The organism is Labilibaculum sp. (assembly GCF_041595635.1).
Classification (GTDB): domain Bacteria; phylum Bacteroidota; class Bacteroidia; order Bacteroidales; family Marinifilaceae; genus Labilibaculum.
Genome location: NZ_JBFHJW010000025.1, coordinates 1 through 18,639 on the forward strand (window position 1 = coordinate 1; position 18,639 = coordinate 18,639).

Consider the following 18,639-nt stretch of genomic DNA (forward strand, 5'->3'; position numbering starts at 1 on the left):
CTGTTTTGTAAGTTCTGTTAAGCTTCGAAAAATCGTTTTTTCATGCTTTGTAAGTACTGATAAAGCCTTAAAAAGTCATATTTCAGGATCTATGGATATGTTTATTAATCAAAATTAATCTACTGCGGTTTTCTATATGTATTTTCTCATGCAGGCTTCTGTATTTAGGATTTGTATCTTATTTATTATAACCTACTTGGGGTGATTTATTGTCGAGAGCCTAACAAATGTAATGTTTTTTTAAATTGAACAAAAAATATCTAAGTCTTTTTTAATTGCTGTTTCTATGATCAGTAATACTTGCTGTTGGGGGCGTTTTTCTTACCCAATGGGGAACAGTTTTACCGGCATATCCCCGCTATAAGGGAGCAGGCAAAGCGCTCTTGCAGGAACAAAATCAGGGCCGTAGGCCAGTAAAAAAAAACTGGATTTTGCACAGGGGGGGCAGGGATGAAAAAAAAGCGATATTCTACCGAAAGAATATCGCTTATGGGGGAGGTTTTGTGTTTTAGTTCATCAGCATTTTCATGATAAAGCCATACATGTCGGCTTTTTCTTTAATGGCAGCACTGTGGTTGATGGCTCCGTAGTGTCCGGCTTGTTCTTCCACTCTTAGCAGAATTGGCTTACTTTGCGCTTTCCGGTTTTGCAGGGCGGCTACAAATTTATACGAATGAAAGGGAGGAACCCGATCGTCGTTTTCCGAGGTCATCACCAACATGGCGGGGTAGTTCACTTCCTTCTTGATGTTATGAAGAGGAGAATAGCTTCTCAGATTCACAAAATCGAGCGAATCGGCAACGGTACCAAATTCATCCATATGAAGACTGCCAACGGTAAATTGTTCGAAACGAATCATGTCGGTAGGCGCCACAACAGGCACTACGGCTTTGTACAGTTCGGGGTGTTGAATGGCTGCCGCGGCAACAATTAGTCCGCCATGTGAAGCTCCTGTGGCAGCCAGTTTATCGGCACAGGTATAGCCTTTCTTAATCAGGTAGTCGGCAGCGGCATTAAAATCATCAATAGAATTCTGCTTGTTCAATCGTCTTCCGGCTCGCATCCAGGCTTTGCCTCTATCGCCACCCCCGCGAATATTGGCGTAGGCATACACGCCGCCTTTTTCAATAAAGTAAACAATGCCCGGATCGAAGTTTGGCGAGGCTATGGAGCCGAATCCGCCGTAGGTTTTCAGCAGGCAGGGGTTCTGTCCATCGAGTTTCAGTCCCTTTTTATAGACCAGGTTCATGGGAATGCTCACACTATCGTTAATGGGATAGCTGATGGAGACATTCTCGTAGTTCTGAAACGAGAAGGTAACGTTCACCCTTTCGCCCAACTCTCTTTTAAAGGTGTTGGTGTTAAATATATAGGGGATGGAGGGGATGGTGTATTGCTGCAGGTAAAAATACAGGTCCACATCCTCTTTCTCGCCATAGAATCCATATATCGAGCTGGCTTCGGGCAATTCTAAATTGTAAATTTCTTCTCCGCTGTACTTAAATATTTTTAGAATAGGATGCTGATTGCTCTGATAGATGAGCAGAAGACGGTCCATTTTGGGAATGCAATCGGTGAGTACGCCATTCCCGCTTTCGGGTACAATCTGTTTCCAGTTATAAGGATCGTAGGGGTCGATGAAAACCACCGATCCGCCATTGGAATCCTTGCCCGTGATGGCAATCAGCTTTCCATCCTGACTATCGATAATGGATAGACCCGATTTTTGCTTCATGAGCAGAGGGCGCAGGTAGGGCTTCTCTGCCTGATAATCGATAAAGAAGTAGTTGAAGTATCTACTGGTTTCCTCTCTTAAAATAAAGTAGCGTTCGTTGGAGGTGGTCTGGTAGCTGAATTGTATCGATGGGTTTTTTCTTTTGAAGATCAGCTGGTCTTTTTCCTGCTCGTCGCCTAGCTTGTGGTAGAAGATTTCCTCTCCTTCGGTGGCGTAAAATTCGCCATGATCTGGATATCGCGAGTAGAAGAAACCATCGTTTTTCCATTGCATGGATGAAAATTTAACGCCCTTTAAATGGTCTTTTTGCTTTGTGCCCGAGGGGAGTCCCACCACGTAAACTTCTCTCCAGTCGCTGCCATTTCGGTTGATGGCATAGGCGAGATTTTTGGAATCTTTCGACACCGAATAGCCCATGATATCTATCTTGTCGCCTCCTTTTTTGTAGTTGGGATCCACAATGGGATAGTCGATATTTTTAGGGTCGGTGCCCAGATAAAGTCCGGGCACGGCAAGGTCGTTTCTTCTTTTGTAGCTAAAGTAGTACTTGCCTTTTTTTACCGGATGGCTTCCGGTTATGTAAGCGTATTTATCGATGGACGATTTGCAGCTGTATTGCGAGGATGCTTTGTGTAGGTATTTTTTCGAGAGCTTATTTTCGGCCTCTATCCAGGCAAGAGTTGTCTCGTCGCGCACATTTTCCAGATTTCGATAGGGGTCGCTAAGGGGGTAATTGCTAAAAAAGGTATCCACAAGGGTGTGTTGGGGACAAGTGGGATATTCAAGACTCTGTGCATTTGCGTGGAACAGAAAGAACAGGCCGGTAAATAGGAGTAGATTTCGTTTCATAAATTTTTATTGCTTTGTTTTCGGATACCAAATATAATAAATCTTTTGGATAAGAATTTGATTGATTTCCATAAAGTATTTCTCCCTGCTAGCGGGCTGGTGAAAGGGGAAAAAATGTCACTGTTCAGTCATATTGGCGTTTTTTTTGCGCCTTTTTTGCACCTTTTGTGGTATGATGTGGCTTTAGTGCAGGCCTTTGCCGAGCAGTCCACCTATAATTATATAACCGAACACGACTCATCTATTTATTAACTTAAAATTTGAGAAACTATAGGAGCAGCAGGTAACAAAAAACCTAAAAAACACCGCACTAAATCTGCACCAGCTTACGAGCAGAAAGATGAAAAGGACAATCGTAATGATTTTAAGAAGAAGAAATGATTTTTTGTCTTGACTGAGATGATTACAGCAAAATTTAAAGGAGATCAAATTCTTTAGATCTGCTGTATGATCTGAAAAAGCTAGCTCGATGCCTATTGAGCTGGCTTTTTTTATGGGCCCTAGGGAAAGGAATTCTTACCGCTTTGTACCTGTTTTTTACACAAAGAGCTTAAGTTTGTAGAATAAATAGCAATGATAAGTTTAGAATCACACAAAATTTTTATTAAAATGCTAAGATTGAGTGTAAGAATGGCAGGCTTTTTCCTGGTCCTTTTGGGGATGATGGGAAGTGCTTTTGCCGAAAAGGATGTTCGTTTAATGCGATATCCAGATATCAATAAGAATTTAATTGCCTTTGTATATGCGGGCGATATTTGGATCGTGGATGCCAATGGCGGCGATGCCAAAAGACTGACTTCGCACAAGGGACTGGAGTTGTTCCCAAAAATTTCTCCCGACGGAAAATGGATTGCCTTTTCGGGAGAATATTCGGGGAGCCGTCAGGTGTATGTAATGCCATCAACCGGAGGAACACCGAAGCAGCTGACCTACTATAATTCGGTGGGCATGATGCCACCCCGTGGTGGATTCGACAATGCAATTCTCGATTGGAATCCCGACAGCAAGTCCATTCTGGTTCGCATGAATCGTACCGCATTTGGAGAGCGCAACGGAACCTACTATCAGGTGAGCATAGAGGGCGGACTGGAACAGCCACTGCAAATTCCTGAAGGTGGATTTGGGGTTTTCTCTCCCGATGCTAAAAAGATGTGCTTTGCGCCCATAAGTCGTGAGTTTCGTACCTGGAAGCGTTACAAAGGCGGTCGTGCTGCCGATTTGTGGATCTACGATCTGGAGAAGGATCAGTCGGAACGAATCACCAGCTTTGTGGGCTCCGATCAGATTCCTTCCTGGTACAAAAACGCCATCTACTTTGCATCCGATCGTGATTTGAAGTTGAATATTTATAAGTACGATTTAGCGACTAAGGAAATCAGTCAAATTACTCACCACAAAACTTTCGACGTGATGTGGCCTTCGGGTGAAAATGGTCAGATTGCCTACGAAAATGGCGGACATCTATTCAAATTAAATCTGGAAACAGGAAAAGAGGAACGCGTTGTGGTGAATATCAGTTTCGATAACCCCAATACTTTGCCATATTATAAAAATGTAAAAGACTTTATCAACGGAGCGGCTGTTTCTCCATCCGGAAAACGGGCTCTTTTCGACGCTCGGGGCGATATCTTTTCGGTTCCGGCCAAGAATGGTGTCAGCATCAACCGAACGCAAACACATGGCGTTCGCGAAACAGCGCCTAGCTGGTCGCCAAACGGAAAATACATCTCCTACTATTCCGATGCTACAGGCGAATATGAAATTTACCTGCTCGAGAATAAGAAGGGAGCCAAAGCGCGTCAGCTTACATTCAACTCTTCGGCCTGGATGTATGAACCCATCTGGTCGCCAAACAGCAAGTACCTGCTCTTTTTCGATCGCAGTCTGAAACTGAAATATCTAGATGTTGAAAGCTGTGTAGTGAAAGAGGTTGATGTTGCAGGAAGGAACGAGATTACTGATTTTTCGTTTTCGCCCGATTCAAAATGGATTGCTTATGTGAAAGACAGCAGTAACGATCAGGGAGCTATTTGGGTTCATCAGCTATCTAGTGGAGAAAATTATTGCCTTACCGATGATACATTTGCCGATTCAGAGCCCGTATTTTCAAAAGATGGAAATTTTATTTTCTTCCTATCCAATCGCGATTTTAATCTTGATTTCTCCAGTTTTGAATTTGATTATCTATACAATAGTGCAACCCGTATTTTTGCTTTATCGCTAAAAGCGGATGGCCCAAAATTGTTTGCCTTGAAAAATGATGTGGAAGAGGTGCAGGAAGAGGTTAAGCCTGTGGTAATGAAGAAAAAATCAAAAAAAGAGAATAAAGAGGGGGAAATCATTGAAAGTGTAAGTGTTCGTATCGATTTTGATGGAATTGCCAGTCGAATTAGTGCTTTCCCATTATCTTCAGGTAATTACGATGATTTAGAAGCTGTTGATGGTGGTATTTTGTACTCTTCACAAGCATCCTTGCACCATTTTACTATTGAAGAAGAGAAGGATGAAGTGGTGATAAATGGAATTTCAGATTTTAGTTTGAGTGCACAGGGAGATAAAATTTTGTATCGAAAAGGATCTACCTATGGCATCACCAATTTGTCGGCCGATCAGAAAGTGGGTGTTGGTGAATTGAGTCTTGATGATCTGAATATGAAAATTGATCCGAAAAAGGAATGGAATCAGATTTATACCGATGGATGGCGAATTTTTAGAGATTTCTACTATGTTGCTAATATGAATGGTGTCGACTGGAAACAGATTAAAGCCAATTATAGTTTGTTGTTGCCTTATGTGAGTCATCGTGCCGATTTGGATTATATTTTGGGTGAAATTATTGCAGAAAGTAATACCGGACATTGCTATGTAAATTATGGTGATTTTGAAAAAGTGAAACCCATAGAAACTGGTTTGTTAGGAGCTAAGTTAAAAGTGGATCAGGAATCAGGAAAATACATTATCTCAAAAATTTACCAAGGCGAAAATTGGACTTCAAATCGACGTTCACCTCTCACCGAGCAGGGTGTACATGTGAAAGAAGGAGATTATTTGCTTAGTATCAATGGTCATGAGTTAAACTCAGATGTGAATCCGTACCTTTATTTAGAGGATCAAGTTGGTAAAATGGTTGATGTTACAGTGAATAGCCAAGCTGATTTTAAGGGAGCTAAAACCTTTACCATTAAACCCATTGCAAGTGAGTTGGAGTTGATGTATTTAAATTGGGTAAATGAGCGCCGCCAAATGGTAGATAGTTTATCCGGTGGAAAAATAGGTTATATTCATGTGCCAAATACAGCAATAGAAGGTAATCGTGAATTAAATAGGGGAATGTATGCCTATCACGATAAACAAGCCTTAATAATTGATGATAGGTACAATGGTGGAGGATTTATTCCCGATCAAATGACTGATCTTTTAGATAGAAAAGTTCTTTCTTACTGGCACCGAAGAGGCTTGGCGCCATCGCAAACACCAGGAGTGGCTCACGATGGTCCTAAAGCTATGCTAATTAACTCCTACTCTTCTTCGGGAGGAGATGCTTTCCCCTACTATTTTAGAAAGAGAGGATTGGGAAAATTAATTGGAACCCGAACTTGGGGTGGTTTAGTAGGTATGTCGGGTAATGCTGGATTGGTTGATGGCGGTTACATTGCTGTGCCTCGATTTGGAATTTTCGACGAAAATGAAAACTGGATTATAGAAGGCATAGGTGTGTATCCCGATATAGAAGTTTACGATCAACCTCACTTGGTGTCTAAGGGAGAAGATCCATCTTTACAGAAAGCCATAGAAGTGCTTTTGGAAGAATTGAAGCAAAAGCCAATTAATCAGATTGCTGATCCTTCCGATCCTGATCGTTCTCAGTGGATTGAAGAAGATGTGAAGTAAATCGTTGTTGAAATTATTATTTAATAGATAGTCGTTAAAAATTAGAAGGAGTACCATAGGGTACTCCTTTTTTATGTATATAAATTGTATAAGTTTCCAGAAAAACAAACTCTTATATTTATGCAGAATGATTATCTTGATTGACAAATTAGTCATAAGAAAAAGGTAGTGCAAAGTGTAGATTATTATATCTATAGTTCAGAAATTGAGTGAGATGTATTGAGGTTTGAAAATATTGTTGGATAACTATTTTAAAGATATCCTTTAAAAGACCATTAAAAACGTGTAAAAATAGAGTTACAACAAAAAAAGATAAATATGTGATAAGCATAATTGCGGTTGCTTCATTATTTATTGTTATTTTCATGCTAAATAAAAAACGATATTATGATATTACAAATTTCCGATTGGTGGAGTGCTATGGAAATGGTTGAGAAAATTTTCTGGGGTATTTCAATCCCATTTTCACTTTTATTTTTAATTCAAATCGTTCTTACTTTTATTGGTGGCGATTTTGATGATGTTAGTGCGGAAGGGGATGCTGATTTAGCTATCGAAGGCGATGTTGGTATTGATTTTCAATTCATTAGCTTGAAAAATATGATTGCTTTTTTTGCTGTTTTTGGTTGGACTGGAATTATCTGTATGGATATGGGGTTAAGTGCTGGAGTATCAACTTTAATTGCAACATTGGCTGGTTTATTGATGATGCTAATTATGGCATCTATTCTCTATTTTATGGGGAAGTTAATCGAAGAAGGAACTTTGAATATAAATAATTCAATTGGAAAAACCGGGAATGTATATTTAACTGTTCCAGCGAATAGGAAAGGCATGGGTAAGGTTCAGATAGAGGTTCAGGGATTGCAAACACTGGATGCGATTACTGATAATGATTCCGATATTTCTACTGGTTCACTTATTCAGGTAGTAGAAGTTCTAAATGATCAAATATTAGTGGTAAAAACTTTTTAAATAAATTTTAATAAAATTATCATGGGAGAGTATATAGTTCTGTTAATTGCTGTAGTAGCATTTGCAGTTTTCGCCTTAATTGTTTCCTTTTTTCGACGATATAAGAGATGTCCATCTGATCGTATTCTAGTTGTGTATGGAAAAGTAGGTAAAGGGGTTGATGCCGAATCCCGTTCAGCCAAGTGTATTCATGGAGGAGCGGCTTTTATATGGCCAATTATTCAAGATTATGCATTTCTGGATTTGACACCCATTTCAATCGAAATTAATTTAACCAATGCACTGAGCAAACAAAATATTCGAGTAGATGTTCCATCTCGTTTTACAGTGGGAATCTCTACAGAAGGAGGTGTTATGACTAATGCGGCTGAACGTTTATTAGGACTTTCTCAAACGGATATTAGTAACTTGGCAAAGGACATCATCTTTGGTCAGTTGCGATTGGTGGTTGCAACCATGGATATTGAGGAGATCAATAGCAATAGAGATAAATTTTTGGCAGCGGTTTCATCTAATGTAGAAGCCGAATTGAAAAAGATTGGCTTAAAGCTCATCAATGTAAATGTTACTGATATTAACGATGAATCTGGTTACATTGAAGCATTGGGTAAAGAAGCAGCTGCTAAAGCGATTAATGATGCTAAGAAAACTGTAGCTGAGAAAAATAGGGATGGTTCCATTGGGGAAGCAAATGCCATGCAGGAACAACGTGTTAAAGTGGCAGCTGCTGATGCATCGGCGGTAGAGGGGGAAAATACTGCGAAAATTACCATTGCAAACTCTGATGCTGGAAGACGAGAAAAAGAAGCAGAAGCAGAACGCTTGGCTTCGGCTGCCGAGAAAGTAACTCAGGCTCGTGCATTAGAGGAAGCCTATGCGGCAGAACAATTGGCCGAAACAGCTCGTGCTATTCGCGATAAAGCGTCTCAAACTGCAGATATTGTGGTGCCAGCACAAATCGACAAAGAAAAAATTGAGATTGCTGCAGAGGCGATTGCTGAGCAAACTCGTCGTCATGCAAAAGGGGAGGCTGATGCGATTTACATGAAAATGGAAGCAGAAGCCAAAGGTATTTACGAGATTTTGAGTAAGCAAGCTGAAGGTTTCGATAAAATTGTGAATGCAGCAGGTAGCGATGCTAAAGATGCTGTAATGTTGATGATTGCTGATAAATTGCCAGAATTAGTAGCTACTCAGGTTGAGGCAATTAAAAACATCAAAATCGATAAGGTTACTGTTTGGGAAAATGGCAATGGAAAAGATGGCAAAACATCTACCGCTAATTTTATGCAAGGCATGATGGGATCAATTCCTCCTATGGAAGAGTTGTTTAAAATGGCAGGAATGGAGTTGCCAAATTACTTGGGTAAAAAAGTAGAGGATGTAGAGGCTGTTGACTTTGATAATGTATCTGAAAATAAAAAGGAAGACGAAAAATAATTAAAATAGAGAGTAGGAAATGAGAAGGAATGCACTGTCTTTCCTTCTTATTTTTTGAAATTAAATTTTAAATTATCTTTAAAACTAGGCGCTATTGATATAGAATGCACACTCCTATTTTACGATAATAATTTGTAAATCACTAAAATTAAATAGAAATGATTAAAAAGTTTCTGAGCAAAATAAGTTTTGCTACAGTTTTCGTTTTGGGAGGAACTGGATTTCTTTCGGCACAAAGCGATATGGATGCAAAAATTCCTTTGGATCCGAATGTGAGAACGGGGAAATTAGAAAATGGTCTGACCTATTATGTTCGTCATAACGAAGAACCTAAAGATCGGGCTAGTTTTTATATTGTGCAGAATGTGGGAGCCATACTAGAGAATGATAGTCAGAATGGATTGGCTCATTTTTTAGAACACATGGCCTTTAATGGCACAAAGCATTTTCCCCAAAAAGGAATTTTAAATTATTTAGAGAAATATGGTGTAGCATTCGGTCGTAATATCAATGCTTATACAAATGTTGATGAAACTGTTTACAATTTAAGTAATGTGCCAACAAACAATGAGAATCTTCTGGATTCTACTCTTTTGGTTTTACACGATTGGTCGAATTATTTAAGTCTTACCAGTGAAGAGCTCGATAGTGAGCGTGGCGTTATTCATGAGGAATGGAGAACTCGTCGATCGGGAGGAATGCGTGTTTATTTAGAGAAAAACAAACTTCTTTTTCAAGGTTCGAAATATGCAGTTCGCGATGTAATTGGTGATTTGGATGTGATCGACCATTTTGATCATCAAGTGATCAGAGATTTTTACCACGATTGGTATCGTACCGATTTACAGGCAATTATTGTTGTTGGAGATGTTGATGCTGAGAAGTTTGAAGAGAAAATAAAAACAATGTTTGCACATATCCCTGCGGTTGAAAATCCGAAAGAACGAGTTTACTATGATGTGCCTGATACAAAAGAACCAATAGTGGGAATTATTACCGATCCTGAGGCTAGCAGAATTAGTTTCGAAATCATCTACAAGCACAAAGCAACTCCTTTTGCTGAAAAGAATTTGAGTTACTATCGTAATTTACTGGTTCAGGATCTTTATTCCAGTATTTTGGGAGATCGTTACAATGAATTACTGCAAAAAGGTGATGCTCCATTTGTTGCAGGTTATGGTGCCTACTATAACCGGGCACGTAAAATGGATGTTTTTCAAAATGGAGCTACCCTAAAGGGAGATAATATTATGGGCGGTATAGAAGTACTCTTGAAAGAAACCGAAAGAATAAGACGTTACGGTGTGGTAGCTTCGGAACTAGACCGTGCTAAAACTGCAATGTTGAGTCAGATGGAGAATGCCTACAAAGAGAGAAACAAACAAAATAGTGATAGATTGGTGAGAGAATACAAAGAAAATTATCTTACCAATGAACCAGCCCCAGGTGTAGAGTTTGAGTTTGCTGCCATGAAACAGATGCTGCCAGGTATTAGTGTCGAAGAATTGAATGCTGTTTCAAAAAGTTGGATTACAGACGAGAATGTTGTGATTAGCTTTTCGGCTCCTGAAAAAGAGGGGCTAGAATTGCCAACAAAAGAGCAACTGCTTGCAGTTGTTTATAAAGTGAAAAAAATGGATTTAGAACCTTATGAAGATAAGGTGATTAGTGAACCATTAATTTCAGAACAACCTAAAGCTGGAAAAGTTGTGAAAGAAACTTTACTAAAAGATGTTGACGCTACTGAGTGGACTTTGGAAAATGGAGCAAAAGTAGTGGTGAAAAAGACTGATTTTAAAGAAAATGAAATTCGTTTAAAAGCCTTTAGCAATGGGGGAAACTCTTTGTATAATGTAGATGATTTAGCGTCTGCTGAAATGCTTAGTGGTTTTGTTGCCAGCTTTGGATTGGGAAATTTTGATCAGATGAGTCTGCAAAAATTATTGACTGGTAAAGAGGTAAAACTATCTCCTTACGTTGGCGAGTTAACCGAAGGTTTTTCAGGATCCTCATCTGTAAAGGATTTTGAGACCATGTTGCAATTGGTTTATTTGTATTTTGAGCAACCTCGATTCGATCAGGATGCATTTACAGCATTAAAAGGAAGATATACAGCTTTTGTTGCAAACATGGATTCCGATATCAACAAGGTATTTAGAGATTCAGTTTCCATGACCTCAACTGATCACAATCCTAGAACAATTCTGTTTAACTCTGATATGATTGATGATTTGGATTTTGAGACCATGAAAAAAGTGTATTTGGATCGATTTGTTGATGCCAGTGACTTTACCTTTGTTTTTGTTGGAAACATTGATATTGAAAAGGCAAAACCAATGATCGAATCTTATTTGGGAAGCATTAAGGATATCGATAGAAAAGATAACTGGATTGATAATGGAGTTGATTATCCCGAAAAGGATACTTATAATCATTTCGAAAGAGAGATGGAAACTCCTAAAACAACTATTAATATTGATTTTCACGGCGACATTCAATATTCAAGAGAGAATTCAGTGATGATGGATTTGCTAGCTGAGCTTTTAAATAAGCGTTACCTTGAGGTGATTCGCGAAGAGGAAGGTGGCTCTTATGGTGTTGGTGTGCGTGCTGGAGTTGATAAATTTCCACGTGAAGAATACAACCTATTAATTCGTTTTGATACCGATCCTGCAAAAGCTGAAAAATTAAAAGGAATTGTATATGACGAAGTTCAGAATCTTTTTAAAATGGGTGTTAATGAAGATGAATTGAATGAGGCAAAGAAGAATTTCATCAAAGAGCGTCAGGAGAACCTTCGAGAAAATGGATATTGGCTAAGTGTAATTCAACATGAATATGTATACGGAGAGCCTATGCTAAGTTTGGAAGCCTACGAGAGCATGATTAATTCTATTACTAAGGAACAAGTGGAAAAATTTGCCAAAAAATATTTCGCTGCTCCTACAAAAATAGAAGTTGTTATGTCACCAAAACAAATGGCAAGTTAATTATTGATGTTTTAAAGAAACGGATGCTCAGCTTTTGGGCATCCGTTTTTGTTACCAGGAAACACAAAGAGTTTTCAAATTGCGATTTACAACATACTTAGTAGTAATGGGACAATTACAGGGACCAATACAGTCAAAACAATCCCGCTAAAAACAGCAATAATAGCGTACTCTTTTCCCGAATATCGAACGATTATTGGTAGAGTTGTATCCATAGCAGTAGCACCTCCCGAAGCAATGCCTGCCAATTTACCAAAGTACTTTACAAAAAATGGAGTGGCTAAGAGAGTAAGAATTTCACGAATAATATTAGATAATAGGGCGATAACTCCCAGTGTATCGCTATGGAATTCGGTAATTATTACACTCGATAAACTGTAGTAACCAAAACCAGCTCCTACCGTCAAAGCTTCAATAATATTGATATCTGACAAGAAAATAGAAACGGCAGAAACGCCAAGTAAGGAACCTACGATTACTGAAATGGGAACCAGAATAATTTTGAAGTTAACTTCCCGAACAACTTTCCAGGAGGAACGATCGGTACCAATGCCAATGCCAACCAAAAATAAGAGTAAATAGAGGGCATAGATACTAAAGTCAGATTCTAAAAGAGTGGCTGGAAGAAATCGTGTTAGACCTAAAATGAGTCCTAAAACAAAAAAACTAAGAATGATAAAACTGCCTTTCATAGTTGAAAAAAATGAGTGGATTATTTTTTTTTGAAAAATAGATTGTAGGTAAAAAAGGCACAAATTAATGAACCAGCAAGAGCTCCTATGCTTATAACGAAGGCTTGTAAACCAATAGAATCTAAATTGTTTACGAGTTTTGTATTTGTTCCAACACCAATGCCAAGCAGAAAAAGGAGCAAGAAAATGGAAAATGAAGTAAAAAGGCTAATAATTTTAATCACTTTAGGTCGGTTTCCTATGATAAGGCCAATTCCTATTCCTAAGATCATTATGCTTATTACAATGATGATATCAGTTAGCATGATAATGTATTGTTTAATAATTTTTAAATATTGTTATCGTTAATAGTTATTTTTATTGTGATTTTTAATAGTTTTAACAGCATTCGCAATAACAAGCTGCAATAATAGTATTTTTTATGCGAGTAAAGGCTATTTATTTGGTGCTAATGCAATAGTTTATATTGGATAGTACAAGCATTATGACTTGTTTGATTTTTTAGAATAGCCTTCGATTCGAATATTTTTTAGCTTAATTTTTTTACATGATTTGTTCAAAAGACCTAACTGATTTGAAGAATGGTGATAAACTTGCATTCGAAAAGATTTTTGAATTGTACTATCGATCATTGGTTGTTTTTGCCCAGAAATATGTGATAAAGATAGAGCTTGCCGAAGATTTGGTGCAAGAGGTATTTGTTAAATTCTGGGAAAAACGCAACTCCATAAAAGATGTGGAAACATTAAAAGCGTTTCTATACATAAGTGTTCGCAATAAATCATTGAACGAATTGCGACATCAGAAAAATGTAGAAAAGTATGAGCGCGAGATGATTGCCATAAAATCAGAAGAGTCTTTTTTTAGTAATCATTTAATTGAGGAAGAAACAAGTCGATTGGTATTTCAAGCTGTTAACAAACTCCCCGAACAAACTCGTGTGGTTTTTAATATGAGTTTGAGTGGAATTAAAAATGCCCAAATTTCCGAAGAACTAAATCTATCCATAAGCACGGTGAAATACCATAAAATGAAAGCTGTTTTATCTTTACGTCAGCAACTAAAAACCTCATTTTATGTCTTAGCAGCCTATATTCAACTATTCGATCTATAATAACTTACTTTCTTTTTTATTTCCTACATAACTCATCTTACTGATAAACAGTGCGCTGTTGTTGTGGTGACATTTTTATTTACAAAAAGTTATTTATTAGACTGTCCTTTTTGATTTTTAGGGTGTATTACATATATCGAAATCAGAAAAATGAATCACATAAGAAAACAAATTGAGATATCAGCTTTGCTCTGTAAACAAAGGTCGGGTGTTATTTCTGAAAAAGAACAAATCGTTCTTGATGAATGGAAAAATGCTTCGCTTGAAAATGAAGCCCTTTTTTATCAATTGAATTCTGAGGCTTTTATGGATGAAAAGGAGAAGATCTATAATGGCATCGATTCTCAACAAGCTTGGCTAAAACTGCAATCTAAACTGCAATTTAATAAGGTGAAGAAACATCAGTTATTTACTGGTTTTTTACAATATGCTGCTCTTGTTTTTGGGATTTTATTGGTGCTCTCGGTATTTATTTTTAGGTCGGAAAATATTCAGGAACAGGATAGTGAAATGATTATTGAACAGGTTAAACCTGGTGGAAATAAGGCGGTTTTAGTTTTATCAGATGGGAGTCGGATTGATTTAGAAAAGAAAAAGGATACTTTGATTGAAGATCATGTTCTTAATCGCGATAGTAAGCTTATTTACGATAAAAATAGCAAGCTTGCAGAACGAATAAAAACACATTGGCACAAGTTATTTGTTCCTGTAGGAGGAGAATATCAATTACAATTGTCTGATGGTACAAAAGTTTGGATGAATTCAGATTCTCAATTACGTTATCCCGATCGATTTACTGGTAAAAATAGGGTCGTTTTTCTAAGTGGTGAGGCCTACTTTAAAGTGAGTAAGGATGTGCAACATCGGTTTGTTGTGAAGACAAATAAGTTAAATGTTAAGGTTTATGGAACAGAATTTAACCTAATGGCATACAAGGATGATCAGGTTGTGGAAGCTACATTATCAGAGGGAAGTATTTTAGTTGATGTCACAAATGATTTTGGTCAGCACATAGAACATCACCTGCAACCCAATATGCAATGTTCTTATTCAATAGTAAATAATAACTGTAGAGTTATTGATGTTGATGCACGAAAATATTCGGGCTGGAAAGAAGGAAAATTGCAATTTGTTGATGAAAGCCTAGATGAAATTACACGGAAATTAGAAAGATGGTATAATGTGAAATTCTTTTTTCAAAGCGAAAGGGTAAAAGCCATTCGTTATACTGGTGAGTTGAAAAAGTTTGCTGATTTTAAATTGATACTTAACCTTCTAGAAATAGGAACTGATGTTAAATTTATTGTAAAAAATAAAGTGGTTATAGTCCAAGGGTAAATATCTGTCCTGAAATTCCCCTAAAGGAACTTGTTGGTATTTATGCTTTTATTTATTGTTTAATTATTAATCTAATTTTTTTATGAAAAAACTATTTAAATGGATTTATCTGCATAAGATGAATCACGATTTTAAAATTCACGATGCATTTAGGAATTTCTTTTTCCTTTTTTTAATCGTTATACTCTGTAGTTTTTCGAATGGTTTGGGACAGATATTGGTCTCCGCAAACTATGAGGACGCAAGTATCGAAGAAGTAATTTTAGACCTGAAAGAACAATCTGGCTTTGGTCTGGTTTACAAACAAGTTGATATCAATCCTGATATTAAAATTACTTATGCTTCTGAATCGGTATCTTTAGATGAGGTACTTACAAAATCTCTTGAAAATTCAGATCTTACTTATGTTTTTCGTGATGATGTGATTGTAGTATATAAAGATGCTTCTACAATTGTTACAGAAGGTAAAGTGCAGCAAAAGAAGCATGTAGAAGGAACAGTAAGGGACGAGAGTGGTTATAGCCTTCCGGGTGTTTCTATTTCGGTAAAAGGGAGTACTTTAGGAACAGTAACAGATGTAGATGGCAAATTCTTTCTCGAAGTACAGCCTAATGATATATTGGTAGCTTCTTTTGTTGGAATGCAAACTAAAGAGTTTCAAATTACAGAAGTTAGTACTTACAATATTGTTTTAAAAACCTCAAGTGTTGATGTTGACGAAGTGATAGTTGTGGCTTATGGTGTTTCAAAAAAATCATCATTTACAGGTGCCGCCGTTAATGTAAATAAAGAGGAATTAAAGAAAAGATCCGTTTCAAACATTGTAAATGCACTAGAGGGAGTGGCCCCTGGAATTTCGGTTGCAGATGCATCAGGTCAGCCAGGTTCTGCCCCTGATATTCGTATTCGAGGTTTTGGATCTATAAATGCAGATAGCGATCCATTATATTTGGTAGATGGATCTATTTATTCTGGAAGTATTTCTGATATAAATGCTTCCGATATCGAATCGATGACAATACTTAAAGATGCGAATTCAACCGCACTTTATGGTGCTCGTGCAGCCAATGGAATTGTGATGATTACCACAAAAAAAGGACAAAAAAAGAAGCAAACTTTTTCCTTTAATGCTTCTCATGGTTTTGTAACAAGAGCTATTAAAGAATATAATAAGGTAAATGCTTATGAATATTATCCTGCATTATGGTCTGCGTATAAAAATTCATTGGTTGAAGGAGGATACGATGAGGAATATGCAGCAGAGGTAGCTTCAGGTTTAAGTTCCGAAACGAGTGTTTATGATTTATTAGGATACAATCCCTTCACTGTAGGAAATGACGAGATTGTTGGAGTTGATGGTAATCTAAATTCAAGTGCAAGTCTTCTTTATAATGATACCGATTGGTTTGATCCAATTACGCGAACTGGTAAAAGATCCGATTACAGTTTATCCACAAGTGGCGGAAGTGAAAAAAGTGACTTTTACTTTTCGTTGGGGTACACAGAAGAAGAGGGATATGTAATTTCCTCAAGCATGGAGAGATATACAGCTCGAATGAATTTTAACAATCAACCAACACCATGGTTAAAGTTGGGTTCAAATATTTCAGGATTTATGACTGAATCTGAAGCTTTTGATACTGGTGATTCTTACAGCTCGAGTTATAGAAATCCTTTTAATTTTGCACGGAATATGGGACCTATATATCCTGTTTACGAGCATGATATGACTACTGGGGACTATATTTTAGATGATTTAGGTGAGAAAGTGTATGATTTTGGTGATGATAGAGGTGCTAGTGCATCACCAGGACGACATATTGTTGCTGAAATGAATTGGAACGAGAACGTGTATAAAAAGAACGGAATTAGCGACAGAACTTATTTTGAAGTTAGCTTCTTAAAAGATTTTAAATTTACAACCAATGTTTCTTTAGACATCAAGAATTACAACGATTCAGAAATGGACAATAGTGTAGTTGGGGATGCTGCTGGCGATGGTCGTGTATTAAAAGAGAGATATACTAGAACAGTTTATACATTCAATCAATTACTTAATTATAATAAAAACTTTGGTAAGCATTCCATCGATGTTCTTTTAGGTCACGAAAATTATGATTATGAATTTGAATATCTGGATGGTCAAAAGTCAGGTGAAATTCTTGAAGGTAATACCGAGTTGGCAAATTATACCACTACAACAGATTTAGATTCTTATACAAACACCTACTGTACTGAAGGGTATTTTTCTAGAGTTAATTACAATTATGAGGATAAGTACTATTTTTCAGGATCCTTTAGACGAGATGGAACTTCTCGTTTCTACGAAGATAACCGATGGGGTAATTTCTGGAGTGCAGGTTTAACATGGAGACTTAGTGAGGAAGATTGGTTCGACAATATGGAATGGATCGATATGTTAAAACTTAGATCTTCTTATGGAGAAGTTGGAAACGACCGCGTTGGTAGTTACTATGCTTGGCAATCTCTTTATACTATTAAGAATAATGTGAACGATCCTGGATTTAGAATGGATTCTGAAATTGGAAATGCCGATTTAGAATGGGAGTCCAATAAAAGTTCTGATGTTGCTGTTGAATTTAGTTTATTTAACAATCGTCTTGCAGGATCTTTTGAGTACTACCATAAAAAAACAGATAATCTGCTTTTTGAAGTCGATCTTCCAGTTTCTTCGGGTGCCGATTCTCAGTATCAAAATACAGGAGCTTTAAAAAATGAAGGGTTGGAAATATTTATTTCTGGTGTTCCTGTTCAAACTGATGACTTTCAGTGGAGAGTAGATGTAAACATGTCTACCGTAAAAAATGAAATTCTATCTATGCCTTACGATGAACTAATAAATGGTTCGAAAAAATTGAAAGTTGGCCACTCTATTTACGATTTTTGGTTGAGAGATTTTGTTGGCGTTAATGCTGATAATGGAGCTTCTATATTTGCTTTGGATCCTGACGAAGACCAAACCGAAGGGTATGAATACGATGGAGTTATGGTTACTGAAGATTATAATTATGCCAATTATCACTATTGTGGGTCCGCTATTCCTGATCTTTTTGGTTCGATCAAAAATAGCTTTAGTTATAAAAACTTCGACTTGTCCTTCTTGTTTACCTACCAAATTGGAGGAAAAGTAATGGATTATACCTATCAGGGATTAATGCATGGTGGTGAGATGGGCTCTGCTTTGCACAAAGACGCTTTAAAAGCATGGAAAAGTGTTGGTGACAAAACAGATGTTCCTAAAATGGAATACGGAAATAGTAATAACAATGCTACGTCTGATCGTTGGTTAACCGATGCATCCTTTATAAATCTTAAGAATGTAAGCTTATCATATAATTTTGATAATAGCCTGATTTCTTCTTTAGGATTGAGCTCTTTGAGAGCATACGTAACCGGTGAAAATTTATGGCTTCATAACAAAAGAACAGGTATGAATAGTCAGGAAGAATTTAATGGGACACAATCTAATGATTATATTCCTTCTAAATCGGTAACTTTTGGACTAAACCTTACATTTTAAATAATATGAGATGATTTCCATATGTATATCATAATGTTTAGATCTAATTTACGATATAGTTCATGGTAATTATA

General features: G+C 37.2%; 11 protein-coding genes. 8 read left to right on the forward strand and 3 right to left on the reverse strand.

Going from position 1 to position 18,639, the window contains the following annotated elements; translation table 11 throughout:
• Positions 1-508 precede the first annotated feature (508 nt).
• On the reverse strand, positions 509-2,584 hold the full coding sequence (locus ABYT26_RS09090; protein ID WP_372753076.1) for a prolyl oligopeptidase family serine peptidase: 2,076 nt from the start codon (positions 2,582-2,584) through the stop codon (positions 509-511).
• A 45-nt stretch (positions 2,585-2,629) separates the two neighbouring features.
• On the opposite strand from ABYT26_RS09090, the gene ABYT26_RS09095 reads away from it, so the two are divergent.
• From ABYT26_RS09095 to ABYT26_RS09115, 5 genes are all read left to right on the forward strand, one after another.
• Positions 2,630-2,836, forward strand: coding sequence for a hypothetical protein (locus ABYT26_RS09095; RefSeq protein WP_372753078.1), 207 nt, complete (start codon positions 2,630-2,632; stop codon positions 2,834-2,836).
• Positions 2,837-3,193: 357 nt separating this feature from the next.
• Positions 3,194-6,475, forward strand: coding sequence for a PDZ domain-containing protein (locus tag ABYT26_RS09100; protein WP_372753079.1), 3,282 nt, complete (start codon positions 3,194-3,196; stop codon positions 6,473-6,475).
• 387 nt (positions 6,476-6,862) lie between these two features.
• The gene (locus tag ABYT26_RS09105; RefSeq protein WP_372753081.1) at positions 6,863-7,450 is read left to right on the forward strand and encodes a hypothetical protein; all 588 of its coding nucleotides are present in this window, start codon (positions 6,863-6,865) and stop codon (positions 7,448-7,450) included.
• A gap of 21 nt (positions 7,451-7,471) precedes the next feature.
• A complete protein-coding gene (locus ABYT26_RS09110; RefSeq protein WP_372753083.1) occupies positions 7,472-8,890 on the forward strand; it encodes a flotillin family protein in 1,419 nt (472 codons plus the stop codon).
• 158 nt (positions 8,891-9,048) lie between these two features.
• On the forward strand, positions 9,049-11,880 hold the full coding sequence (locus tag ABYT26_RS09115) for a M16 family metallopeptidase (protein WP_372753085.1): 2,832 nt from the start codon (positions 9,049-9,051) through the stop codon (positions 11,878-11,880).
• A gap of 86 nt (positions 11,881-11,966) precedes the next feature.
• On the opposite strand, the gene ABYT26_RS09120 is transcribed toward ABYT26_RS09115, so the two are convergent.
• Both ABYT26_RS09120 and ABYT26_RS09125 read right to left on the reverse strand, forming a co-directional pair.
• Positions 11,967-12,572 (reverse strand): lysine exporter LysO family protein, encoded by a 606-nt coding sequence (locus tag ABYT26_RS09120; protein WP_372753087.1) that lies wholly within the window; start codon positions 12,570-12,572, stop codon positions 11,967-11,969.
• Positions 12,573-12,592: 20 nt separating this feature from the next.
• Complete coding sequence (locus ABYT26_RS09125; RefSeq protein ID WP_372753089.1) at positions 12,593-12,877, reverse strand: LysO family transporter; 285 nt, start codon at positions 12,875-12,877, stop codon at positions 12,593-12,595.
• A 242-nt stretch (positions 12,878-13,119) separates the two neighbouring features.
• Here ABYT26_RS09125 and ABYT26_RS09130 point away from each other — a divergent pair, with 242 nt between their 5' ends.
• The 3 genes from ABYT26_RS09130 to ABYT26_RS09140 all read left to right on the forward strand — a co-directional run bounded on the left by ABYT26_RS09130 (position 13,120) and on the right by ABYT26_RS09140 (position 18,565).
• Positions 13,120-13,686 (forward strand): RNA polymerase sigma-70 factor, encoded by a 567-nt coding sequence (locus tag ABYT26_RS09130; protein WP_372753091.1) that lies wholly within the window; start codon positions 13,120-13,122, stop codon positions 13,684-13,686.
• A 150-nt stretch (positions 13,687-13,836) separates the two neighbouring features.
• Positions 13,837-15,024: a FecR family protein gene (locus tag ABYT26_RS09135; protein WP_372753093.1), complete on the forward strand. Its 1,188-nt coding sequence runs from the start codon at positions 13,837-13,839 to the stop codon at positions 15,022-15,024.
• Between the two features lie 82 nt (positions 15,025-15,106).
• Positions 15,107-18,565 (forward strand): TonB-dependent receptor, encoded by a 3,459-nt coding sequence (locus ABYT26_RS09140; protein ID WP_372753095.1) that lies wholly within the window; start codon positions 15,107-15,109, stop codon positions 18,563-18,565.
• Positions 18,566-18,639: the final 74 nt, after the last annotated feature.

Bases quoted from the DNA above. Each gene is read 5' to 3' on its own strand.
- ABYT26_RS09135 (WP_372753093.1), top strand. From the start codon at position 13,837: ATGAATCACATAAGAAAACAAATTGAGATATCAGCTTTGCTCTGTAAA.
- ABYT26_RS09090 (WP_372753076.1), bottom strand. From the start codon at position 2,584: ATGAAACGAAATCTACTCCTATTTACCGGCCTGTTCTTTCTGTTCCAC.
- ABYT26_RS09110 (WP_372753083.1), top strand. From the start codon at position 7,472: ATGGGAGAGTATATAGTTCTGTTAATTGCTGTAGTAGCATTTGCAGTT.
- ABYT26_RS09115 (WP_372753085.1), top strand. From the start codon at position 9,049: ATGATTAAAAAGTTTCTGAGCAAAATAAGTTTTGCTACAGTTTTCGTT.
- ABYT26_RS09125 (WP_372753089.1), bottom strand. From the start codon at position 12,877: ATGCTAACTGATATCATCATTGTAATAAGCATAATGATCTTAGGAATA.
- ABYT26_RS09120 (WP_372753087.1), bottom strand. From the start codon at position 12,572: ATGAAAGGCAGTTTTATCATTCTTAGTTTTTTTGTTTTAGGACTCATT.
- ABYT26_RS09105 (WP_372753081.1), top strand. From the start codon at position 6,863: ATGATATTACAAATTTCCGATTGGTGGAGTGCTATGGAAATGGTTGAG.
- ABYT26_RS09130 (WP_372753091.1), top strand. From the start codon at position 13,120: ATGATTTGTTCAAAAGACCTAACTGATTTGAAGAATGGTGATAAACTT.
- ABYT26_RS09140 (WP_372753095.1), top strand. From the start codon at position 15,107: ATGAAAAAACTATTTAAATGGATTTATCTGCATAAGATGAATCACGAT.
- ABYT26_RS09100 (WP_372753079.1), top strand. From the start codon at position 3,194: ATGCTAAGATTGAGTGTAAGAATGGCAGGCTTTTTCCTGGTCCTTTTG.